Origin of the sequence: Streptomyces aculeolatus (genome assembly GCF_020400605.1) — a bacterium.
Taxonomy (GTDB): domain Bacteria; phylum Actinomycetota; class Actinomycetes; order Streptomycetales; family Streptomycetaceae; genus Streptomyces; species Streptomyces aculeolatus.
Window position 1 is genome coordinate 44979 of record NZ_JAINRD010000022.1, and the last position, 19430, is coordinate 64408.

15 protein-coding genes are annotated in these 19430 nt (G+C 75.3%); 8 read left to right on the top strand and 7 right to left on the bottom strand.

All coding sequences use genetic code 11. The features are described from left to right. Positions 1-335 precede the first annotated feature (335 nt). Together LG396_RS29430 and LG396_RS29435 are read left to right on the top strand one after the other, a co-directional pair. Positions 336-2075 carry an ABC-F family ATP-binding cassette domain-containing protein gene (locus tag LG396_RS29430; RefSeq protein WP_225797101.1) on the top strand — a complete coding sequence of 580 codons (1740 nt, stop codon included), beginning with the start codon at positions 336-338 and terminating at the stop codon, positions 2073-2075. A gap of 173 nt (positions 2076-2248) precedes the next feature. Further along, on the top strand, positions 2249-3463 hold the full coding sequence (locus LG396_RS29435; protein ID WP_225797102.1) for a PP2C family protein-serine/threonine phosphatase: 1215 nt from the start codon (positions 2249-2251) through the stop codon (positions 3461-3463). Here the strand turns inward: LG396_RS29435 and LG396_RS29440 are convergent. Further along, entirely contained in the window at positions 3403-4737 is a 1335-nt protein-coding gene (locus LG396_RS29440; protein ID WP_225797103.1) for a cation:proton antiporter, read from the bottom strand. The two genes, LG396_RS29435 and LG396_RS29440, sit on opposite strands and share 61 nt — an antisense overlap. A 4-nt stretch (positions 4738-4741) precedes the next feature. Then, positions 4742-5215 (bottom strand): cation:proton antiporter regulatory subunit, encoded by a 474-nt coding sequence (locus LG396_RS29445; protein WP_026276345.1) that lies wholly within the window; start codon positions 5213-5215, stop codon positions 4742-4744. 270 nt (positions 5216-5485) lie between these two features. Here LG396_RS29445 and LG396_RS29450 point away from each other — a divergent pair, with 270 nt between their 5' ends. Beyond that, positions 5486-6148, top strand: a complete 663-nt coding sequence (locus tag LG396_RS29450; protein ID WP_018843356.1) for a response regulator — start codon at positions 5486-5488, stop codon at positions 6146-6148. 141 nt (positions 6149-6289) lie between these two features. Here LG396_RS29450 and LG396_RS29455 read toward each other — a convergent pair whose 3' ends face one another. Next, positions 6290-7687 (bottom strand): MFS transporter, encoded by a 1398-nt coding sequence (locus tag LG396_RS29455; RefSeq protein WP_225797104.1) that lies wholly within the window; start codon positions 7685-7687, stop codon positions 6290-6292. A gap of 90 nt (positions 7688-7777) precedes the next feature. On the opposite strand from LG396_RS29455, the gene LG396_RS29460 reads away from it, so the two are divergent. Next, positions 7778-8395: a TetR/AcrR family transcriptional regulator gene (locus tag LG396_RS29460; protein WP_225797105.1), complete on the top strand. Its 618-nt coding sequence runs from the start codon at positions 7778-7780 to the stop codon at positions 8393-8395. A 38-nt stretch (positions 8396-8433) separates the two neighbouring features. Here LG396_RS29460 and LG396_RS29465 read toward each other — a convergent pair whose 3' ends face one another. Continuing rightward, positions 8434-9411 carry an extracellular catalytic domain type 1 short-chain-length polyhydroxyalkanoate depolymerase gene (locus LG396_RS29465; protein ID WP_225797106.1) on the bottom strand — a complete coding sequence of 326 codons (978 nt, stop codon included), beginning with the start codon at positions 9409-9411 and terminating at the stop codon, positions 8434-8436. Between the two features lie 26 nt (positions 9412-9437). Here LG396_RS29465 and LG396_RS29470 point away from each other — a divergent pair, with 26 nt between their 5' ends. Then, positions 9438-10712: a PucR family transcriptional regulator gene (locus LG396_RS29470; protein WP_225797107.1), complete on the top strand. Its 1275-nt coding sequence runs from the start codon at positions 9438-9440 to the stop codon at positions 10710-10712. Between the two features lie 142 nt (positions 10713-10854). On the opposite strand, the gene LG396_RS29475 is transcribed toward LG396_RS29470, so the two are convergent. Together LG396_RS29475 and LG396_RS39835 are read right to left on the bottom strand one after the other, a co-directional pair. Next, positions 10855-11850 carry an alpha/beta hydrolase gene (locus LG396_RS29475; protein ID WP_225797108.1) on the bottom strand — a complete coding sequence of 332 codons (996 nt, stop codon included), beginning with the start codon at positions 11848-11850 and terminating at the stop codon, positions 10855-10857. 138 nt (positions 11851-11988) lie between these two features. After that, positions 11989-12948: an AraC family transcriptional regulator gene (locus LG396_RS39835; RefSeq protein WP_225797109.1), complete on the bottom strand. Its 960-nt coding sequence runs from the start codon at positions 12946-12948 to the stop codon at positions 11989-11991. Between the two features lie 109 nt (positions 12949-13057). Between LG396_RS39835 and LG396_RS29485 the strand changes: the two genes are divergently transcribed. Then, a complete protein-coding gene (locus LG396_RS29485; RefSeq protein ID WP_018837229.1) occupies positions 13058-13810 on the top strand; it encodes an SDR family NAD(P)-dependent oxidoreductase in 753 nt (250 codons plus the stop codon). An 87-nt stretch (positions 13811-13897) separates the two neighbouring features. Here LG396_RS29485 and LG396_RS29490 read toward each other — a convergent pair whose 3' ends face one another. Further along, a complete protein-coding gene (locus LG396_RS29490) occupies positions 13898-15313 on the bottom strand; it encodes a hypothetical protein (protein ID WP_225797110.1) in 1416 nt (471 codons plus the stop codon). 157 nt (positions 15314-15470) lie between these two features. Here LG396_RS29490 and LG396_RS29495 point away from each other — a divergent pair, with 157 nt between their 5' ends. Both LG396_RS29495 and LG396_RS29500 read left to right on the top strand, forming a co-directional pair. Continuing rightward, positions 15471-16469: a sensor histidine kinase gene (locus LG396_RS29495; RefSeq protein WP_130457498.1), complete on the top strand. Its 999-nt coding sequence runs from the start codon at positions 15471-15473 to the stop codon at positions 16467-16469. Between the two features lie 280 nt (positions 16470-16749). Further along, entirely contained in the window at positions 16750-19254 is a 2505-nt protein-coding gene (locus LG396_RS29500) for a GH116 family glycosyl-hydrolase (protein ID WP_225797111.1), read from the top strand. The last annotated feature ends 176 nt before the right edge of the window (positions 19255-19430 follow it).

Sequence of the window (19430 nt, forward strand, 5' to 3'; positions counted from 1 at the left end):
TACGGATGCCGCTCCGGTGTCCGGCGGTTCCGCCGGACACCGGAGCGGCATCGCGTCGTCGTCGTGAACTCTACAAGGACCCCCGGGGCTTGTGGATCCGGCGGAGAATGACGTTGCCATTGCCGGCGGGGGTGCCGTACGTTGACGCCATGGGAACGCTGTGATCACCGCCGGGCGCACGACCGCGTAGAGCCACGCTCCGCCGCCGTCGCGCCCGTCCGTGCGCGAGTCCCGCCTCCCCGCCCCCTTCCGCGGCGCCGTGGCGCGTCCTCGCGTACGGACCCGTCCTCGATCCGTCGCGAGCGGCCACGGCCGGGAACAGGGGCACCCACCTCATGACCACCGCACAACTCTCCCTCCACACCGTCACCAAGCGCTACGGCGAGCGCACCGTCCTCGCCGACGTCACACTCACCGTCCGCCCCGGCGAGAAGGCCGGCGTCATCGGGGACAACGGCTCCGGCAAGTCCACGCTGCTGGGGCTCCTCGCCGGCCGGATCGCGCCCGACGCGGGCGAGGCGACCCTGGCCGCCCCCGGCGGCCTCGGCCACCTGCCGCAGAGCCTCGACCTGCCGCCGCAGGCCACCGTCCAGGACGCGGTCGACGCGGCCCTCGCGGGGCTCCGCGCGCTCGAAGCGGAGCTGCGGCGGGCCGAGTCGGGGCTCGCCGCGGCGGCACCGGGCGCGCGGCTGGACGCGGCGCTGGCCGCGTACGGGCGGCTCGTCGAGGAGTACGAGGCCCGCGACGGCTACCGCGCGGACACCCGCGTCGACGCCGCCCTTGCCGGCCTCGGCCTCCCCGCGCTCGCCCGCGACCGGCGCCTGGGCACCCTCTCGGGCGGCGAACGCTCCCGCCTCGCCCTGGCGGCGGTGCTGGCGGCCCGGCCGGAGGTGCTGCTGCTCGACGAGCCGACCAACGACCTGGACGACCGCGCGGTCGCCTGGCTGGAGGACCACCTGCGCGCACACCGCGGCACGGTCGTCGCCGTCACCCACGACCGGCTGTTCCTGGAGCGGCTGACGACGACGGTCCTGGAGGTCGACGCCGGCCGGGTCACCCGGCACGGCGACGGCTACGCGGGCTACCTCGCCGCCAAGGCCGCGGAACGCGCCCGCATGCTGCGCGCGTACGAGGAGTGGCGCGCGGAACTCGCCCGCAGCCGCCGCCTCGCGGAGGCCGGCGCGACGCGCCTCGCGGCGATCCCGCGGTCGCAGCCCCTGGCGGTCTTCGGCCACGGGGCGTTCCGCACGCGCAGCCGGGGCCACGGCGCGGCGGGCCGCATCCGCAACGCGAAGGAACGCGTGGCCCGCCTCACCGCCAACCCGGTCCCGCCCCCGCCGCAGCCGCTGGTGTTCCGGGCGCGCATGGCAGCCGGCGGGTCCGCGGCGGCTACGGGCGAGGAGGCCGGACCCGCGGCACCCGGCGGCGCGGCGGGCGACGGCTCCGCACCGGTGCGGCCGCCCGCCGTCCCGGCGGAGCCCGCCGTGGAGCCGGCTCCGGCCGCGGAGCTGGCGGACGTCGTCGTCGGGGACCGGCTGCGGGTGCCCGCGCTGCGGCTCGGGGCCGCGGAGCGGCTGCTCGTCACCGGGCCCAACGGGGCCGGGAAGACGACGCTCATGCGCGTCCTGGCGGGGGAGTCGGCCCCGGACTCCGGAACGGTGCGGGTGCCGGGACGGGTGGGCCACCTGCGGCAGGAGGAGACCGCGTGGCCGCCGGGGGCCACCGTGCTGCGGGCCTTCGCCGCGGACCGCCCCGGCACGCCGGACGAGCACGCCGCACGACTGCTGTCGTACGGCCTCTTCCGCCCGGCGGACCTGCGGCTGCGCGTGGGGGAGCTGTCGTACGGCCAGCGCCGCCGCATCGACCTCGCGCGGCTCATCGCAGAACCGGTCGACCTGCTGCTCCTGGACGAGCCGACGAACCATCTGTCGCCGGCGCTCGTCGAGGAACTGGAGCAGGCGCTCGCCGGCTACGCGGGCGCGCTGGTGGTGGTCACCCACGACCGCCGCATGCGGGCGACCTTCCCCGGCACCCGCCTGCGACTCCACGCGGGCACCCCGCAGCCGGCCGGGTGACCCCGCGGAGACCTCCGGGGGCACCGGTCCGCGTGCCCCGCCACCCGAGGAGCGGCTGCACCCCGGCCGCAGCCCCCGGCGGGGCCGGGCCGTCCTCGCGGCGCGCCCCCGCAGGGGGTACGGCCCCGGCGGGCCGCCTCGGCCGGGGGGCCCGGGCCGCGCATGCTGGGTGGATGCACGTCGCCACGTTCGTCTCGTCCCGGTGGTTCGTGGCGACGCTCTTCGTCGTCATCACCCTCGCCGACCTCGTGACCTCCGAGGGGCAGTCGCTCGGGGCGCTGTTCTCCGTCATCCCCGTCCTCGTCGCGGTGAACGGCAGACGGTCCGCCGTCATTGCCGCCGGTGCCCTCGGGCTGGTCCTGGCCTCGTTGCTGAGCTGGTACAACAACGACACGGGCACCGCCCAGTTCTTCGCCCGGTTCATCGCCGTCATCGGCGCCACCGCGCTCGGGATCGTCGTGCAGACCGTGCGTGTCGACCGCGAGAAGCGCCTCGCGCGGGCGCAGCGGATCGCGGACGTGGCGCAGCGGGCGCTGCTGCCGGTGACCCCCGACCGCGTAGGGCCCTTCGCCGTCGCGGCCAGCTATGCGTCCGCCGCACACGACGCACAGGTCGGCGGCGACCTGTACGACGTGGTCGACACCGGCTCCGGGCTGCGGGCCGTGATCGGCGACGTACGCGGCAAGGGGCTGCCCGCCGTGCGCATCAGCGGCGGCGCGCTCGGCGTCTTCCGGGCCGTCGGGCACGACGAGCGGGACCTGCCGCTGATCGCCCGCCGGATGGAGCACAGCGTGCTGCGCGAGGCGGAGCCCGAGGACTTCGTCACCGTGCTGCTCGTGGAGGTCACCACCGGGGGCCGCTGCACGCTGCTGTCGTACGGGCACCCCCCTCCCCTCGTCCGCAACGCCGCGGGCGAGGTGCGCGAGGCCCCGGTCGCCGCCCACCCGCCGCTGGGTCTCGGGCTGCTGGGTGCCGCCCCCGGGGACGGCACCGCCGCCGGGCACGGCCCGGCGCCCCGCCCCGGCCACGGCTCCGGGGTCGTCCCGGCCACCGACCCCGCGATCGACCCCCTCGCCGCCCCGCGCCCCGGCGCCCCCGCGCGGACCACCGAGCTGGTCCTCGCCCCGGGCGACGAACTGCTCCTCGTCACCGACGGCGCCCTGGAAGCCCGCAACGCGGCCGGTGAGTTCTACCCCATGGTCCAGCGCTACGAGGAGTGCCCGGGCCCCCACGCGCCACCCGCCGAGGTGCTCGCCGCGCTCAACGCCGACCTGCGCGACTACAGCGGCGGCGCCCTCGACGACGACTCCGCGCTCCTCCTGCTGCGCTACATGCCGCCGCTGCCGGGAGAGCGCTCGTCCTCGGCCGGGGCCGTCTCGCCCCGCTGACCGGGCAGCCGCGGCACGTCGGCCGCCTCAGCCCCGTCCGACCCCTTCGCATCGGCGGCGTCGGCGGCGTCCGCGGCCCGTGCCTCCAGCGCCTCCCGCTCCGCGTCCCGCGCCTCGCGCCACTCCGTGACCCGCAGCGCGACCGGCTCCGTGTACCGGGCCGCCAGCGGTCCGACGATCACCAGCACCAGCACGTACGCCGTCGCCAGCGGCCCCAGGTCCGGCTCGACGCCGGCGGTGACCGCGATCCCCGCGATGACGATGGAGAACTCGCCCCGCGCGACGAGCGTGCCGCCGGCCCGCCAGCGGCCCTTCACCGAGATCTCCGCGCGTTTCGCCGCCCAGTAGCCCGTCGCGATCTTCGTCCCCGCCGTCACGACCGCCAGCGCCAGCGCCGGCAGGATCACCGGCGGGATCGACTCGGGGTCGGTGTGCAGGCCGAAGAAGACGAAGAACACCGCGGCGAAGAGGTCCCGCAGCGGACTGAGCAGGTTGTGCGCGCCCTCGGCCACTTCGCCCGACAGGGCGATGCCCACAAGGAACGCGCCCACCGCCGCCGACACCTGGAGCTGCTGGGCGAGTCCGGCGACCAGCAGCGTCAGACCCAGGACGACGAGCAGCAGCTTCTCGGGGTCGTCGCTGGAGACGAAGCGCGAGATCAGCCGCCCGTAGCGGACGGCGACGAAGAGCACCGCGCCCGCCACGCCGAGCGCGATGGCCAGCGTGGCGCTGCCCTGCGCGATGCCGACGCCGGCGACCAGCGCGGTGACGATCGGCAGGTAGACCGCCATCGCCAGGTCCTCCAGGACCAGCACGCTGAGGATCACCGGCGTCTCGCGGTTGCCGAGCCGGCCGAGGTCGCCGAGGACCTTGGCGATGACGCCGGAGGACGAGATCCAGGTGACGCCGGCCAGCACCACGGCGGCGACGGCGCCCCAGCCGAGCAGCAGCGCCATGATCGCGCCCGGCAGTGCGTTGAACGTGAAGTCGACGACCCCGGCCGGGTACTGGGTCTTGAGGTTCGAGACCAGATCGCTGGCCGTGTACTCCAGGCCGAGCATCAGCAGCAGCAGGATCACGCCGATCTCGGCGCCGATCGCCACGAAGTCCTCGCTGGCGCCGAGCGGCAGCAGCCCGCCCTCGCCGAAGGCGAGCCCGGCCAGCAGGTACAGCGGGATGGGAGAGAAATGGAAGCGGCCCGCGAACCGCCCGAGCAGACCGAGTCCGAGGATGATCGCGCCGAACTCGATGAGGAAAACCGCGTAGGAGTGCAAGCGCTCACTCCCGCCCGAGCAGCGCCGCGGCCGCCTCGATGCCTTCGCGGGTGCCGATCACGATGAGCGTGTCGCCGCCGGCGAACCGGAAGTCCGGGGTGGGGGAGGGGATGGCCTCCGCGCGCCGCAGCACGGCCACGATCGACGCCCCCGTCTCGGTGCGGATCCGCGTCTCGCCCAGCACCCGGCCGTTCCAGTACGACGTGGCCGACAGCTCGACGCGCTCGGCGACCAGCCCCAGGTCGGTGGTGTGCAGCAGGTTCGGACTGTGGTGCGACGGCATGAGCGCATCGATCAGTGCCGCCGTCTCGGCGCCGTTGAGATGCAGCGACTGCGCGCAGGCGTCCGGGTCGTCGGAGCGGTAGACATTGATCGACCGGGTGCCGTCCCGGTGCGCGATCACCGACAGGTGCTTCTTCTGCGCCCGTGTCGTGAGGTCGTATTTCACACCGATCCCCGGCAGTGGCGTGGTGCTCATCCTTGGAGCAGGCACGGCCCGTCCCCTTTCCGACTTTCGCTGAATGTCGCGCGTACGCGGCCCCGGGATTCGGGCAGCCGATCCCCCCGCGCGGCGCAGCGGATATCGTGCCATCCCCGCGTACGGCGAGAACATGGGTGTCAGCACGGATGGACAGCGCGGCGTCGGCCGGGCCACCATCAGTGCCGGGACGGTAGTCTTCTCCGCCGGTCGCAGCCCCGGTCAGGCCCGGTCCCGCCGGCTGCGTCCACCGTCCCAGGGAACCCGCGAATGAACCCAGCGGTCAAGGCCCGCGTTCTGCTCGCCGACGACCACGCGCTCGTACGCCGCGGCATCCGGCTGATCCTCGACGCCGAGCCCGACCTGGCCGTCGCGGCGGAGGCGGGCGACGGCGCCGAGGCCGTGGCGCTCGCCCGCGACGGGACGGCCGTGGACCTGGCGATCCTGGACGTGGCGATGCCCCGGCTGACGGGGCTGCAGGCGGCGCGCGAGCTGTCCCGCGTACGGCCGGAGCTGCGGATACTCATCCTGACGATGCACGACAACGAGCAGTACTTCTTCGAGGCGCTGAAGGCCGGGGCCGCGGGCTACGTGCCCAAGTCGGTCGCCGACCGCGACCTCGTCGAGGCGTGCCGCGCCGCGCTGCGCGACGAGCCGTTCATCTACCCGGGCGCGGAGACGGCCCTCATCCGCCGCTACCTCGACCGCGCCCGCCAGGGCGACCCGCTGCCCGCCCGGCCGATCACGGAGCGGGAGGAGGAGATCCTCAAGCTCGTCGCCGAGGGGCACACCTCGAAGGAGATCGGGGACCTGCTGGTCATCAGCGCGAAGACGGTGGAGCGGCACCGGGCCAACCTGCTGCAGAAGCTGGGGCTGCGGGACCGCCTGGAGCTGACGCGGTACGCGATCCGGGTGGGCCTGATCGAACCCTGACGCCGGGTACGGGCAGGCCCGCGCGCCCGACACCGAAGGACCGGCGGGGCACGGCCCCTCTGGCCGCTCCCCGCCGCTCCCCCGCCGCACCCGGCCACTCCCGGGTGCGTACCGCGTCCTCCCGCGGCCTTTGCCGCCGGCTCAGGCAGCCGCCGGTGCCGGCCGGCCGGGCGTCAGCGCCCCCGCGACCGCCGCCGACACCGCCGCCGCGACCGCCGCCACGGTGAACGCCTCCGTGAACCCCTCCAGCGTGCTGCCGACGAGGCTCGCCGCCGCCACGCTGGAGACCACCGCGGCACCCAGCGAGGCGCCGAACTCGTGGAACGTGCTCACGATGCCGGAGGCGATGCCCGCCTCGTGCGGCGCCACCCGGCCCAGCGCCGTCGCCGAGGCGACCACGAACATCGCGCCCGTGCCCAGCGCCGCGACGGTCACCCCGATCGCGACCGTCGCCGGCCGCATCGACACGGCGGGCACCGCGAGCCCGGCCGCCGCGGCGGCCAGCGCCGCGATGGCGGGCGCCCGCGCGCCCGTCCGGCCGATCAGCCGGCCGGTCAGGTCGGCCCCCAGCATCGCCGCGAACGCGACGGGCAGGAAGAGCAGCCCGGTGCGCAGCGCCCCGTAGCCGCGGGCGTGCTGGTAGTAGAAGGTGCCCAGGAAGAACACCGCCACCATCAGCGCCGTCGCCATCAGGATGAGGAACGCGCCGGTGGCCACGGGCCGGCGGGCCAGCAGCCGCACGTCCATCAGCGGGCTGCGGGCGCGCCGCTGCCAGACGGTGAACAGCAGGTAGCCGACGGCCGCGAGCAGGACGAGCCCGGCGGTGCGGGCCGTGAGCCAGCCGCGTTCACCGGCGTCGATGAGGCCGTAGATCAGCGTCGCCGTCGAGGCGGTCACCAGCGCCGCACCGAGCAGGTCCACCCGCGGCCGCTCGGCGGGAGCCGGGCGCGAAGGCAGCAGCACCGCGAGCACGGCGACGATGGCGAGGCCGATGGGCACGTTGACGTAGAAGACCCACGGCCAGCCGGGACCCGCGGTCAGCAGTCCGCCGAGGAGGACGCCGAGCGCCGCCCCGCCGCCGCCGAGCGCGGACCAGATGCCCAGCGCCTTGTTCCGCTCCTCGCCGTCGAAGAGCGTGACCACCAGCGACAGCGCCGCGGGCGACAGCAGCGCCGCGCCGACGCCCTGCGCGATGCGCCCGCCGACCAGCGCGCCGCCCGACTCGGCGAGCCCCGTGGTCAGGGACGCCGCGGTGAAGACCAGCAGCCCGGCGAGGACCACGCGCTTCGGGCCGATCAGGTCCGCGATCCGCCCGCCGAGCAGCATCAGCCCGCCGAAGGTCAGCGTGTACGCGCTGACCGTCCAGGTCAGCGCCGCGCGGCCGAGCCCGAGGTCGTCGCCGATGTGCGGGAGCGCGATGGCCACCACCGTCACGTCGAGGATCAGCATGAGCTGCGCCACCCCCAGGAACCCGAGGATGCGCCAGCGGGCCGGGTGCCGCCCCTCTGCGGTCGTGTGCCCGGCCTCGTGCGTAGTCATCAGTGCCCTCCCAATACCTCGTACGTTGATGTACGAGTTCTAACGGAGGACTGTAACGCAAACATTCCCGTACGAGTTAGGCTGGCCCGCATGACCGCCTCCACCGGCTCCGGCGCCGGCACCCGCCCGCGCCGCCGCGCCGACGCCGAGCGCAGCATCGCCCGCATCGTCGCCGCCGCCCGCGGGCGGCTGGGCTCCGACCCGAACGCGACGACCGACGACATCGCCAAGGCGGCGGGCGTGGGGCGGATGACCCTCTACGGCCACTTCAAGACCCGGGCCGAACTGGTCGACGCCGCGCTGCGGGACGCGGTCCAGGACGGCGACCGGACGCTGGCTGCCGTGGACCTGAGGGGCGACGCGTACGAGGCCATGCGCCGGCTGCTGGTCTCCAGCTGGGCGCTGGTCGCCGAGTCCGCGGCGCTGCTGACCGCCGCCCAGGGCGTACTGCCGGCCGGGCGGGTGCGGGAGCTGCACGCCGGCCCGGCCGTGCGCGTCGGCGAACTCGTCCGCCGCGGCCAGGACCAGGGGGTCTTCCGCACCGACATGCCGACGGCCTGGCTCGTCGGGGTCGTGCAGCACATCCTGCACGGCGCCGCGGAGGACGTCCGCGGCGGGCGGCTGGAGCTGCCGCCGGGCGAGGTCTCCGACGTGGTCACGAAGTCGGTGCTGGCGGTCCTCGCCACACCGCCGGCGCCCGGCCCGTAGCCCCGGAGACCCCGCCGCGCGTACCTACCGTGCGCGCGCTAGCCGTTGAGGCCGAAGAACGCGATGGCGCGCTCGGCCATGCCGGACATCGGCAGCGAGTGGCCCACCCCCTGCAGGCTGACCGCCTCGACCGGCGCCTGCTCGCCGGTGCCGCCGTAGCGGGTGCGGGTCCAGCCGGACTGCGGGCTGTCGGTCATGGACGGGGTCTGGCTCAGGCCGTGGACATCGGTCCACTGCTTGATCTCCTCCTGGAAGTTGGGGTAGCGCAGCGTGGTGTCGTTGGTGCCGTGCCACACCTGCATCCGCGGGCGCGCTCCGGCGTAGCCGGGGTACGCGCCGCGCACCAGATCGCCCCACTGCTGCGGGGTGCGGATGATCTGCCCGTTGGCGCAGGCGCTGTTCCAGCCGGAGCCGTCGGTGGTGGCGAAGCAGCTGTGCGGTACGCCCATGAACGCCGCGCCCGCCTTGAAGACGTCGGGGTAGTTGCCGAGCATGACGTTGGTCATCATCGCGCCGGACGAGGCACCGGTGACGAACGTCCGGTTCGGGTCGGCGCCGTTGTTGGCGCGCACGTACTGCACCATCGAGCGGATGCCCACCGGGTCGCTGCCGCCGTCGCGGCGCAGCGCCTGCGGCGAGGAGACGTCGAAGCACTGGCCGCTGCGGGTGGCGGACGGGTAGACGACGATGAAGCCGTAGCGGTCGGCGAGCCGGGCGAACTCGGTGCCCGAGTAGAACGCGGGGCCCGAGCCCGTGCAGTAGTGGATTGCGACGAGCACGGCGGGCTGCGGGCGGACGTTGTCCGGGACGTAGAGGTGCATGCGCAGGTTGCTGGGGTTGCTGCCGAAGTTCGTCACCTCGCGGAGGGTCGCCGCGGACGCCTGTGGCGGTGCGCTGAGCGACAGGGCCGCCAGAAGGGCAAGGACGCAGCCGAGCAGCGCGGCGTGCAGCGGGCGCGCCCGGCGGCGGACGGGGGGCGGGGGAGCGGTGACTCGGGCTGCGGCTCTGGTGAACATGTCCATGCCCTTTCTAGACTGCGGGTGTGAAGGGTCTGCTGGTGCGGCTTTCATCACTGGACGCGGACGCCGCCGCGGCGGTGCGCGTGATCGCCCACTTCCAGGCGCTGCTGGGCGGCGGGGCCGTCGACCCCGAGGTGCTGGTGCGGTCGACCGCCGCGCTGGCGGGCTGCCCGGCGGGGCTGGCGCGCCCGGCGGAGGCGCCTGACCGGACCGGCCGGGCGGTGCGGTTCGGGCCGGACGGCGCGGAGCTGCCGTGCGGCGGGCCGCCCGGTTCGGCCGGGTCGTCCGGCCCTGTGAGGGCGGCCGGTCCGGAGTCGGGGGTGCGGTCGTTGGCCCCCGCGGGGTGCGTGTGGCTCGAACGGACCGGCGGTCCCGGCCCGTTGGACGACCTGGTCCTCGAATGGATGGCGCTGGCCGCCGGCATGAGCCCGCCGCGCCCCGCCCGCCCACCGCATGTCGCCGACCCCGCGCTGGTGGAGACCGTGCTCTCGGAGCGGGAGGCCGTCGAGGACCGCGTACGCGCCCTGCGACTGCTCGGCCTCAGCCCCGAACGGCCGCTGCGCGTGGTGGCGGTGTCCGGCGGGCGGGACGCCGACGCGGGTGTCGAGGCGGTTGCGCTGCTCGCGCGCGGCGTACCGGGTGCGACGGTGCGGATCGCGGCGATGGACGCGCTGGCGGCGGTGCTGGTGCAGCCGGCCGAGGGCGGTGCGGGCACGGCGGGGGAGCTGGCCCGGGGCCTGTCGCTCGCGGCGGCGGAGCGCGTACGGGGACGGGTCCCCGGTCGCACGGGTGGAGCGGCACCGCGTGCGGGGGACGGGGAGTGCGGCGGGCCCGGGGACGGTACGCGATCGCCGGTGCGCGGGGCGAGGTTCGGGGTCGGGGGAGGGGCGGCGCCCGTACGGGCCCACGTCTCCTGGGCCGAGGCCCGCACGGCGCTGCGGTTCGCCGGGGCCGGCGGCCCGGGGGAGACGGTGGTCGACCACGACGCGCTCGGCCCGCTCGCGCTGCTCGCCGAGGTGCCGGCGGACCGGCTGCGCGCCGACCCGGGCGTACGGGCCCTGACCGCGCTCGCCGCGCGCGACGGGGGCGGGTCGAGCATCGCGGCGCTGGACGCCTTCTGCCGCACGGGGTCCCTGCGCCGGGCCGCCGCCGAACTGCACCTGCACCACAGCTCCGTGGCGGCCCGGCTGGCCCGCGCGCAGACGGCGCTCGGCGGCCGGCTGCGCGAGCCCGACGACCGGCTGCGCGCCCGGCTCGCCCTGTACGCCTGGCGGTTGGCGACGGCCGCCGACGAGTGACCGCGTCGCGGCGCCGAATACGACCCGGTATGCGGAGGACGCTCCGTCTTGCGATGCACCGAACCAGACGCCGCGGCGCCCGCCCTGCGGGCGGACGACGGGACTTTCGACACAGGCCCTGGCGCGGTGGGGGGCACGGGCGTCACCCCTGCTCGTCGCCGTGGTCGTCCGCTCCCGGGCCGCCTGTCCCCAGCCCCGCCCGCAGGGCGGTACCGGCATCGGCGAGGATCCGCCGGGCCACCGGCGCGTGAGCCACCCCCACCGCCCCGTGGAACGTGCCCGGGTAGAAGCGCAGTTGCACCGGCACACCCGCCGCGGCCAGCGCCTGCGCGTACCCCAGGGCCTCGTCGCGCAGCGGGTCGAACTCCATCACCGCCACGTACGCCGGCGGCAGCCCCGCCAGGTCCGCGGCCCGGGCGGGCGCCGCGTACGGGGACACGTCCGGCGAGCCCGCTGTCCCGGGGCCGAGGTACGCCTCCCAGCTCAGCCGGGCGTTGCGGCGGTGCCACACCGGGGTGTCGGTGAACTCCCGGGCGCTGGGCGTGGCGAGGCGGTCGTCCAGCGCCGGGCTCTGGAGGTACTGGCAGCGGATGGGCGGGCCGCCGCGGTCGCGGGTCAGCAGCGCGAGCCCGGCGGCGAGCCCGGCGCCCGCGCTGTCGCCCCACAGTCCGATACGGGCCGGGTCGGCGCCGAGTCCTGCGGCGTTCGCGGCCAGCCAGTACAGGCCGGCGCGGCAGTCGTCGAGCGCGGCGGGGTAGGGGTGCTCGGGCGCGAGACGGTAGTCGGCACTGACGACGACGGCGGGCAGCTCGCGACAGAACCGCAGGTGGGTGTCGTGGTCGACCTGCGGCGAGCCGAGGACGAAGCCGCCGCCGTGCAGCGCGTACACGGCGGGCAGCGGGCCCGGTGGCGTCGGCGTCGGTGCCGTGGGGGTGTAGACGCGTAGCGGCACCTCGGGTGCGCCCTGCGCGAAGCCGGGGGCGCGTACGTCCCGTACGCGTACGCCCGACTCGTCGGCCGCGGGCGCGGAGGCCAACTCGGCCGCCTGGGCGGCGCGCGCGGCCCCGAGGTCGCTGAGGTCGACCTCGGCCATCAGCGCGACCGCCGCGGCGAGTTCGGGGTCGAGGGCGTAGCGCATGCGCGGATCCCGTCGTGAGGGGGGTTACGGGTGCCGGTGTGCTTCGCACCGTGTCACGCGGCGGGGGCGGCGGATATCAGACAGCCGTCGGGAAAGCCGCGGCCGTCCCCCGACGAACGTGCGCCGCCGGGGCCGGTCTCAGCCCTCGTCCGCGGTCGAGTGCTGCGGCTGCCGTGCCTGGTTGCGGAACTGTGCCGGCGACGAGCCGACCACGCGGCGGAAGGCGGTGCTGAACGCGCTCTCGGACAGGTAGCCCGTGGCCCGGGCGAGTTCGGAGATCGACAGGGTGTCGCGGGCGAGGGCGTCGCGCGCGAGGTTCATGCGCCACTGGATCAGGTACTCCAGCGGCGGGACCCCGACGTGGTTCTTGAATGCCCGGGCGAACGCGGAACGCGACATGTGGCTGATGTCGGCGAGTTCCTTGAGGTTCCAGGGGTGGGCCACGTCCGCGTGCACCGCGCGCAGGGCGGCACCGATGCCGTCCTCGTTCAGGGCGCCCAGCCAGCCGGTGGGCCGGTCCGTCCGGCCGGCGTGGGCGCGCAGCATGTGCACGAGCAGGATCTGCGCGAGGTGGTTCTGCACCAGCGGGCCGCCGGGGGCGGCGACCCCGACCTCGGTGGCCAGGAGGTCGATGAGCTGCGCGAGCCGCCCGCCGTGGGGGTCGGCCGCGTGGACGATCACGAGCGGCGGCAGGAGGTCGGTCAGGAGGGCCGCGTTCCTCTCGTCGAACGCGATGTGCCCGACGCAGAGGTAGAGGTCGTCCTCGGACTCCGGCCCGATCCGCACGAACCCGTCCTCGGCGCCCGCCCACACCTGCTCCGCCGGGCGCGGGCTCGCGTCGAGCGTGCCGGCCAGCACGTAGGGCGGGGGGTTGCCCAGCATGAACGTGTCGCCCTCCCGCAGGAGCACCGGCTCGTGCCCTTCGAGGACCAGCCAGCACGTGCCGCGCACGAGGCCCCCGATCCGCACGTGCAGGAACGTGTCGAAGCTCAGCGCCCACTGCCCCGTGGCCCGGAGGCTGGGCCCGATCACCGTGCGGGGGCGCAGCAGGCCGATCGCGTCGGCGACTGGATCCCGAAAGCCGAGCACCGAGGACACCTCCTGGACGATACGTAAAGAATGGTGGACTCTGCATCATGGATAGTATCCCCGATCTCCCGCACCATCGATGTCGAACGGATCGGCACCGAAAGCGATGGAGACACCCATGGGACAGCTGGAAGGCAAGACGTCGGTGGTCACCGGGGGCAGCACCGGAATCGGTCTGGCCACGGCCGTACGGCTGGCTGACGAGGGCGCGCACGTCTTCGTCACCGGGCGGCGCGAGGCCGAGCTGGAGGCGGCCGTCAAGACCATCGGGCCGGACCGGGCCACGGCGGTGGCCGGCGACATCTCCACCATGGCCGACCTGGACCGGCTCTACGACGCGGTCCGGGCCCGGGGCGAGGGGCTGGACGTGCTCGTGGCGAACGCGGCGGTCGGCTCGTTCGTGACGCTGGAGCAGACCACCGAGGAGCACTTCGACCAGACCTTCGGGGTCAACGTCCGGGGCACGCTGTTCACCGTGCAGAAGGCGCTGCCGCTGCTCAACGACGGGGCCTCGGTCGTCCTGGTCGGTTCGACTGCCGGGGACCGCGGAGTGGAGGCGTTCGGCTCGTACGCGGCGTCGAAGGCGGCCGTCCGGTCCTTCGCGCGGACGTGGTCCAACGAGCTGAAGGGCCGCGGCATCCGGGTCAACGCGATCTCGCCGGCCTGGATCGAGACGCCCGGGGGCACCGCCGCCTTCGGCGACGAGGAGACCGCCCGGGCCGTCAGGGAGAACGTCGCCGCGACCGTGGCCAAGGGCCGCATGGGCCGGCCCGAGGAGGCCGCCGCGGTCGTGGCCTTCCTGGCCTCGGAACAGAGCAGCTACGTCGTCGGCGCGAACATCTACGTCGACGGCGGCACGAACCAGATCTGAGCAGGCGCCGCACACGGCCCGCACGACCGCCGCAATCCCGCAGCGGTGAGCGGGCCGCGCGGCCCCGCCGGGTTCCCGCCCCGCGCCTCACCCGCCGCCCGGGTACGCCCTGTTCGTGATCCGGACCGCGTCCTGGTGCACCAGCCAGCGCGTCAGATACGCCCAGCCCGCGTGCATCGCCACCCACTCCTCCCGCCCCCGGTACGGGTCCGCGTCCTCCGGCGCGTACGTCCTGCCGTCGGCGTGGCGCTGCTGCATGGCCAGCGCACGGCCCGCGTGCAGCCGCTCCCAGTACGCACCGGAGGTGCTCGCCCGGCCGTCGAGCCGCAGCTCGCGCGCCACCACGTCCATCGCCACGAAGTCCATCCGCCGCGACGGGCCCCAGCTCGTGCCCTGCGGGAAGTAGATCTCGTCCGAGCCGCGCACGTACATCGTCCCGCCCGGCGCCGCGTACGGCGGGCTCGCGAACTCCCGGTCGGCGAGGGCGGCGTAGACGACGTCGAAGTTGTGCAGGGCGGCGCGCGGCGCGGCCCGGCCGGCGAGCGCCGAGGTGAGCACGGCGTGGGTGTTCTGCACGGCGGTGGCCATGTAGTCGGGGTGGACGATGCCGTGGTTGACGACGAGGCCGTCCTCCTCGGCGTTCCAGCCGTCGACCCAGCGGGACACCGGCCTGCCGTGCAGCACCTCCCGGCTGCCGAGGTCGGAGGGCCGGGCGAAGGCGGAGACCATCAGCTCCAGGTTCGCCTGCCGCCAGGCCGGCGCGTTGCGGTGGCCGGGCATCATCGCGGTGGCGACCTGGAGCAGCATCGCGTTCCAGGAGTTCTCCTCGGCCTTGCTGTCGCCGGGTGTCTGCTCGACGCCGTCGCGGTCCCTCCAGTACGGGACGTCGTAGCCGCGGAAGCGGTCCGCCTCGTACTCGGTCATCGCGCGTACCCACTCGCGCTCCGCGGGGGCGAGGTCGTCCCACAGCAGCCAGCCCGCGAAGCCGGCCATCGCCGCCCACAGCGCGCTCTGCCACTCGTCGCCCCAGCCGCCCGCCTCGGTGGCGCGGTGGTGCCCGGCCACCGAGGTCAGCAGGCGCACGGCCGTCGCGCGGGCCCGCGGCTCGGCTTCGCCGGTGACCTGCGCGTCGTACGCGCCGGTGGCCAGGGCGGCGGCGAGCGCGAACGCCTCGGCGGCGACGGGGCGCACGTCGTGCTCGGTGGTGCCGCCGAGGTCGAGCAGGCCGTCGTCGCCCTGGCCCGCGAAGCGCTCGTCGTACCAGGTCGTCAGCGCGTAGCGGTTGGCGTTGGCCAGGATCGCGCGCAGCCGTGCGGCGTCCGCGCCGGGCGGCAGCCCCTCGTCGAAGCCGGCCCAGTCGACGGGCACGACCCGCGCCGACGACGGCGGCGGGGCGGGCGCCGCCGCGCCCGCGGGCAGCGCCGGCAGCCCGGCCAGGAGCGTCGCGAGCAGCGCGACGAGGAGTACGAGACGCGGCCTGCGGCCGCCGCTTGCAGAACGCATGGTGCTGCCTCCCGAGGAGTCGTACGACCCGTCCCAGCGGAAAGTAATCGCTTACTAAGGTCGCGTGAACCCCTCCCGCACCCGGCCCGCGCATCGCCGCCGTCCGCCGATCGCACATAGTGGTACGCACCGTACGAACCGAGGAGGCCCCTGCCCCGTGTCCCTGTTCTGGCGGATCTTCGGGCTCAACGCCCTGGTGCTCGGCACGGCCACGGGTGTGCTGATGCTGGCGCCCGTGACCGTCTCCACGACGGTCCTGCTCGCCGAGGCCGTCGTCCTCGTCGGGGGCATGGCCGTCATGCTCGTCGCCAACGCCGCCCTGCTGCGGGTCGGCCTCGCCCCCCTCCAGCGCCTCACCGGGCTGATGGCCACCGTCGACCTGCTCCGCCCCGGCCAGCGGCTCACCGTGCCGGGCACCGGCGACGTCGCCGAGCTGATCAGCACGTTCAACGCGATGCTCGACCGGCTGGAGGCCGAGCGCGCGGCCAGCACCGGGCGCGCGCTGTCCGCGCAGGAGGCCGAGCGGCGGCGTATCGCACAGGAGCTGCACGACGAGGTCGGGCAGAGCATGACCACCGTGCTGCTGGAGCTGAAGCGGGCGGGAGAGCGCGCACCGGAGGAGCTCCGCGGCGACCTGCGGCGGGCCCAGGAGACCACCCGGGAGAGCCTGGAGGAGGTGCGCAGGCTGGCCCGCCGGCTGCGGCCCGGGGTGCTGGAGGACCTGGGCCTGGTCAGCGCGCTGACGTCGCTGGGCGCGGACCTGGCGGGGCACACCGGGATGCGCGTCGAGCGCCGCATCGACCCGGACCTGCCGGCGCTGGACCCGGACGTGGAGCTGGTGCTCTACCGCGTCGCGCAGGCGGCGCTCACGAACGTCGTGCGGCACGCCGCGGCGGACCGGGTGGAGCTGAGCCTCGTGTGCGCCGGCGCCGGGGTGGAGCTGCGCGTCGCCGACGACGGCCGCGGGGTGGGCGCCGCCCACGAGGGCGCGGGGATCCGCGGGATGCGCGAGCGGGCGCTGCTCATCGGCGCGGCGCTGGACGTGGTGCCGGCCCCCGGCGGCGGCACGCAGGTGGTGCTCACCGTCCGGAACGCAGGGCGGCCCCGCGAAGAGCCGCCGGCGGGCCTGCGGGACACGGCCACCGCGCGGCGTTAGCGCGGGACATCGGCCAACGGCCCTCCTGCGGCCCGCCCCGGCGCCGGCCCCGTCCCTGTCCGCGGCCTCGTTCCGTCCGACCCGGCACCGACCCGTTCGCGGCCCGCCTTCGCCCGGATCTGACGCGCCACGGCGCCCCCTCCGCTCCCGTTGCGCCGGCGGCGCTCATCGCGTGCGACACCTGCCGGATGAAATCGATTTCGGATACGGTCCCGTACCAGCGGGCGCACCCCTTTCGTCCCCGGAGCGCCCGCACCGGCACCCGAGGAAACGAGGAACCATGCACGACACCCCCTGGCCGGTGGTCCGCCGCTACCGAGGCGACCGGCTCGCCCACATCGCCATGCCGGTCGGCGGCATCGGCACCGGCTCCATCGGCTTCGGCGGGCGCGGCCAGCTGCTCGACTGGGAGCTGTTCAACCGTCCGGCCAAGGGCTTCACCCCCGACTCGTTCTTCTGCCTGCGCGCCGAGGGCGCCACCGGGGCGTTCACCCGCGTCCTCGAATCGGCCCTGCTCCCCGCCGAGTACGCCGGCCACGGCGGCAGCCCGTCCGCGCTGCACGGCCTGCCCCGCTTCCGCGAGGGCGAATTCGCCGCCGCCTACCCCTTCGGCCAGGTACGGCTGACCGACCCCGGGCTGCCGGTGGAGGCGACCGTACGGGTCTTCAACCCGCTCGTCCCCGGGGACGCCGACGCCAGCGGCATCCCTGCCCTCGTCTACCGCGTGCGCCTGCGCAACACCGGCGCCGAGGAGCTGGCCGTCGACGTCTGCGGCAACCTCCAGCACGTCGCGGGCCGCCGCCACACCGGCGGCCTGCCCGCGGGCAACGTCTTCGAGCGCGTCGAACTCGACGGCGCCACCGTGCTCGCCGGCCGCACCACCGAGGTCGCCGAGGACGCGGAGAGCTGGGGCACCCTGGCGCTCGCCGTCCTCGGCGACCCCGTCACCAGCCATCGGCTGACCTGGGCGCGCCGCTCCTGGGGCGACTCGCTGCTGGACTTCTGGGACGACTTCGCCGCCGACGGCCGGCTCGCCGAGCCCGCCGAGGGCGCCCGCGTGCCCACCGGCTCCCTCGTGGTCTCCGACCGCCTGCCGGCGGGCGCGGAGCGGGAGTTCACCTTCGTCGTGGCCTGGCACTTCCCGCACCGCCGCGGCTGGAGCCACCGCTTCCAGGGCCCGCCGGACTACGGCCACGGCACCGACGTCGTCGGCAACCACTACGCCACCCGCTACACCGACGCCGCCGACGTGGTCCGCCGGCTCGCGCCCCGGCTGGCCGGCCACGAGCGCCGCACCCGCGGCTACGTCGAGGCCGTCACGACCTCCAGCCTGCCGCCCGCTGTGAAGGACGCGGTGCTCTCCAACGCCGCCGTGCTGAAGACGCCGACCTGCTTCCGCATCGCCGACGGCACGTTCCTGGCCTGGGAGGGCGGCAACCCCGACCACGGCAGCTGCCACGGCAGTTGCACCCACGTGTGGAACTACCAGTACGCGCTGGAGCAGCTCTTCCCCGACCTCGCCTGGACGATGCGCGAGGTGGAGTTCGTGCACGCGCTGGACGAGCGGGGCATGATGAGCTTCCGCGCCGGGCTGCCGCTTCGGAGCGAGGGCACCGGCTGGCGGATCGCCGCCGCCGACGGGCAGATGGGCGCCCTCGTCCGGCTCTACCGCACCTGGCGGCTGACCGGCCGCGACGACGAGCTGGCGCGGCTGTGGCCGGGGGCGCGCCGGGCGCTGGAGTTCGCCTGGATACCGCTGGGCTGGGACGCGGACCGCGACGGGCTGATGGAGGGCTGCCAGCACAGCACCAGCGACGTCGAGTACTACGGGCCGAGCGGGGTCAACCAGTCCTGGTACCTGGCCGCGCTCGCCGCGTGCGAGCGGATGGCGCGGGCCCTCGGCGACCACGCCTTCGCCGGCACCTGCGCGGACGTGCTGGCCCGCGGCGCGGCCCGGACGGACGCCGAGCTGTTCAACGGCGCGTACTACGAGCAGAAGGTGCTGCCCGCCGGCTCCGCCGGCAACATCGCCGACGGCCTGCGTATCCGCTACGACGGCGACAACCCCGACGTCGGCTCCGACGACCTGGTCGACCCGGACCTGCAGATCGGCCCCGGCTGCATGGGCGACCAGCTCGCCGGCCACACGCTCGCCGTGCTCTGCGGGCTCGACTCCGGACTCGACCCGGACCACACCGCCACCGCGCTGCGCAGCGTGCTGCGGCACAACCACCGCGCCGAGTTCCACTCGCACATGAACCATTTGCGCACCTTCGCGCTCGGCGACGAGCACGGGCTGCTGAACTGCACGTATCCACACGGCGGTCGGCCGACGAGACCGTTTCCGTACTGCAACGAGGTGTGGACGGGCGTGGAGTACACCGCGGCCCTCGGGCTCGCCGCGCAGGGCGACAGGGACGCGGCGGAGCACGTGGTGGCGGACGTCCGCGACCGCTACGACGGACGGGTGCGCAACCCGTTCAACGAGGTGGAGTGCGGCAACCACTACGTGCGCTCCATGGCCTCGTTCGGGCTGGCGCACGCCTGGCCGCGCACCGTGGTGGACGCCGGCGCCGGGACCGTCGAACTCGACCCGCTGCCGGGCAGGTGGCCGGTCGTCGCCGGGGGCCACGTGGGCGTCGTGCACGTCACCGCGGGCCCGGCGGGGGCCACGGCGGAGGCGGTCTGGGAATCGGTCGACGAGGGGGGCCGCGGGCCGCTCGCGGTACGGCTGCGCCCCGCCGCCGCGGGCACGGGGGGCGGCGCGGTGCCCCCGCCCGGGTAGCGGCCGGCCTCCCGTCCCGTACGGGCACCGGCGCACGGCCCGCACGTCCGCCGGTGCCCGCCCGCGGGGCCGCCGCCCGGCGATTCCGCGTGCACGCCTCTTGACCCCCGCCATGGCCCGCTGCTTGCATGGCTGGCCATCAGGTAAGAAATCGATTTCACACCCTGTTCCGCCCG

Excerpts from the sequence above, each read along its gene's own strand:
- LG396_RS29435 (WP_225797102.1), top strand. The coding sequence starts at position 2,249 with ATGCACGTCGCCACGTTCGTCTCGTCCCGGTGGTTCGTGGCGACGCTC.
- LG396_RS29445 (WP_026276345.1), bottom strand. The coding sequence starts at position 5,215 with ATGAGCACCACGCCACTGCCGGGGATCGGTGTGAAATACGACCTCACG.
- LG396_RS29465 (WP_225797106.1), bottom strand. The coding sequence starts at position 9,411 with ATGTTCACCAGAGCCGCAGCCCGAGTCACCGCTCCCCCGCCCCCCGTC.
- LG396_RS29450 (WP_018843356.1), top strand. The coding sequence starts at position 5,486 with ATGAACCCAGCGGTCAAGGCCCGCGTTCTGCTCGCCGACGACCACGCG.
- LG396_RS29430 (WP_225797101.1), top strand. The coding sequence starts at position 336 with ATGACCACCGCACAACTCTCCCTCCACACCGTCACCAAGCGCTACGGC.
- LG396_RS29475 (WP_225797108.1), bottom strand. The coding sequence starts at position 11,850 with ATGCGCTACGCCCTCGACCCCGAACTCGCCGCGGCGGTCGCGCTGATG.
- LG396_RS29500 (WP_225797111.1), top strand. The coding sequence starts at position 16,750 with ATGCACGACACCCCCTGGCCGGTGGTCCGCCGCTACCGAGGCGACCGG.
- LG396_RS29490 (WP_225797110.1), bottom strand. The coding sequence starts at position 15,313 with ATGCGTTCTGCAAGCGGCGGCCGCAGGCCGCGTCTCGTACTCCTCGTC.
- LG396_RS29485 (WP_018837229.1), top strand. The coding sequence starts at position 13,058 with ATGGGACAGCTGGAAGGCAAGACGTCGGTGGTCACCGGGGGCAGCACC.
- LG396_RS29460 (WP_225797105.1), top strand. The coding sequence starts at position 7,778 with ATGACCGCCTCCACCGGCTCCGGCGCCGGCACCCGCCCGCGCCGCCGC.
- LG396_RS29455 (WP_225797104.1), bottom strand. The coding sequence starts at position 7,687 with ATGACTACGCACGAGGCCGGGCACACGACCGCAGAGGGGCGGCACCCG.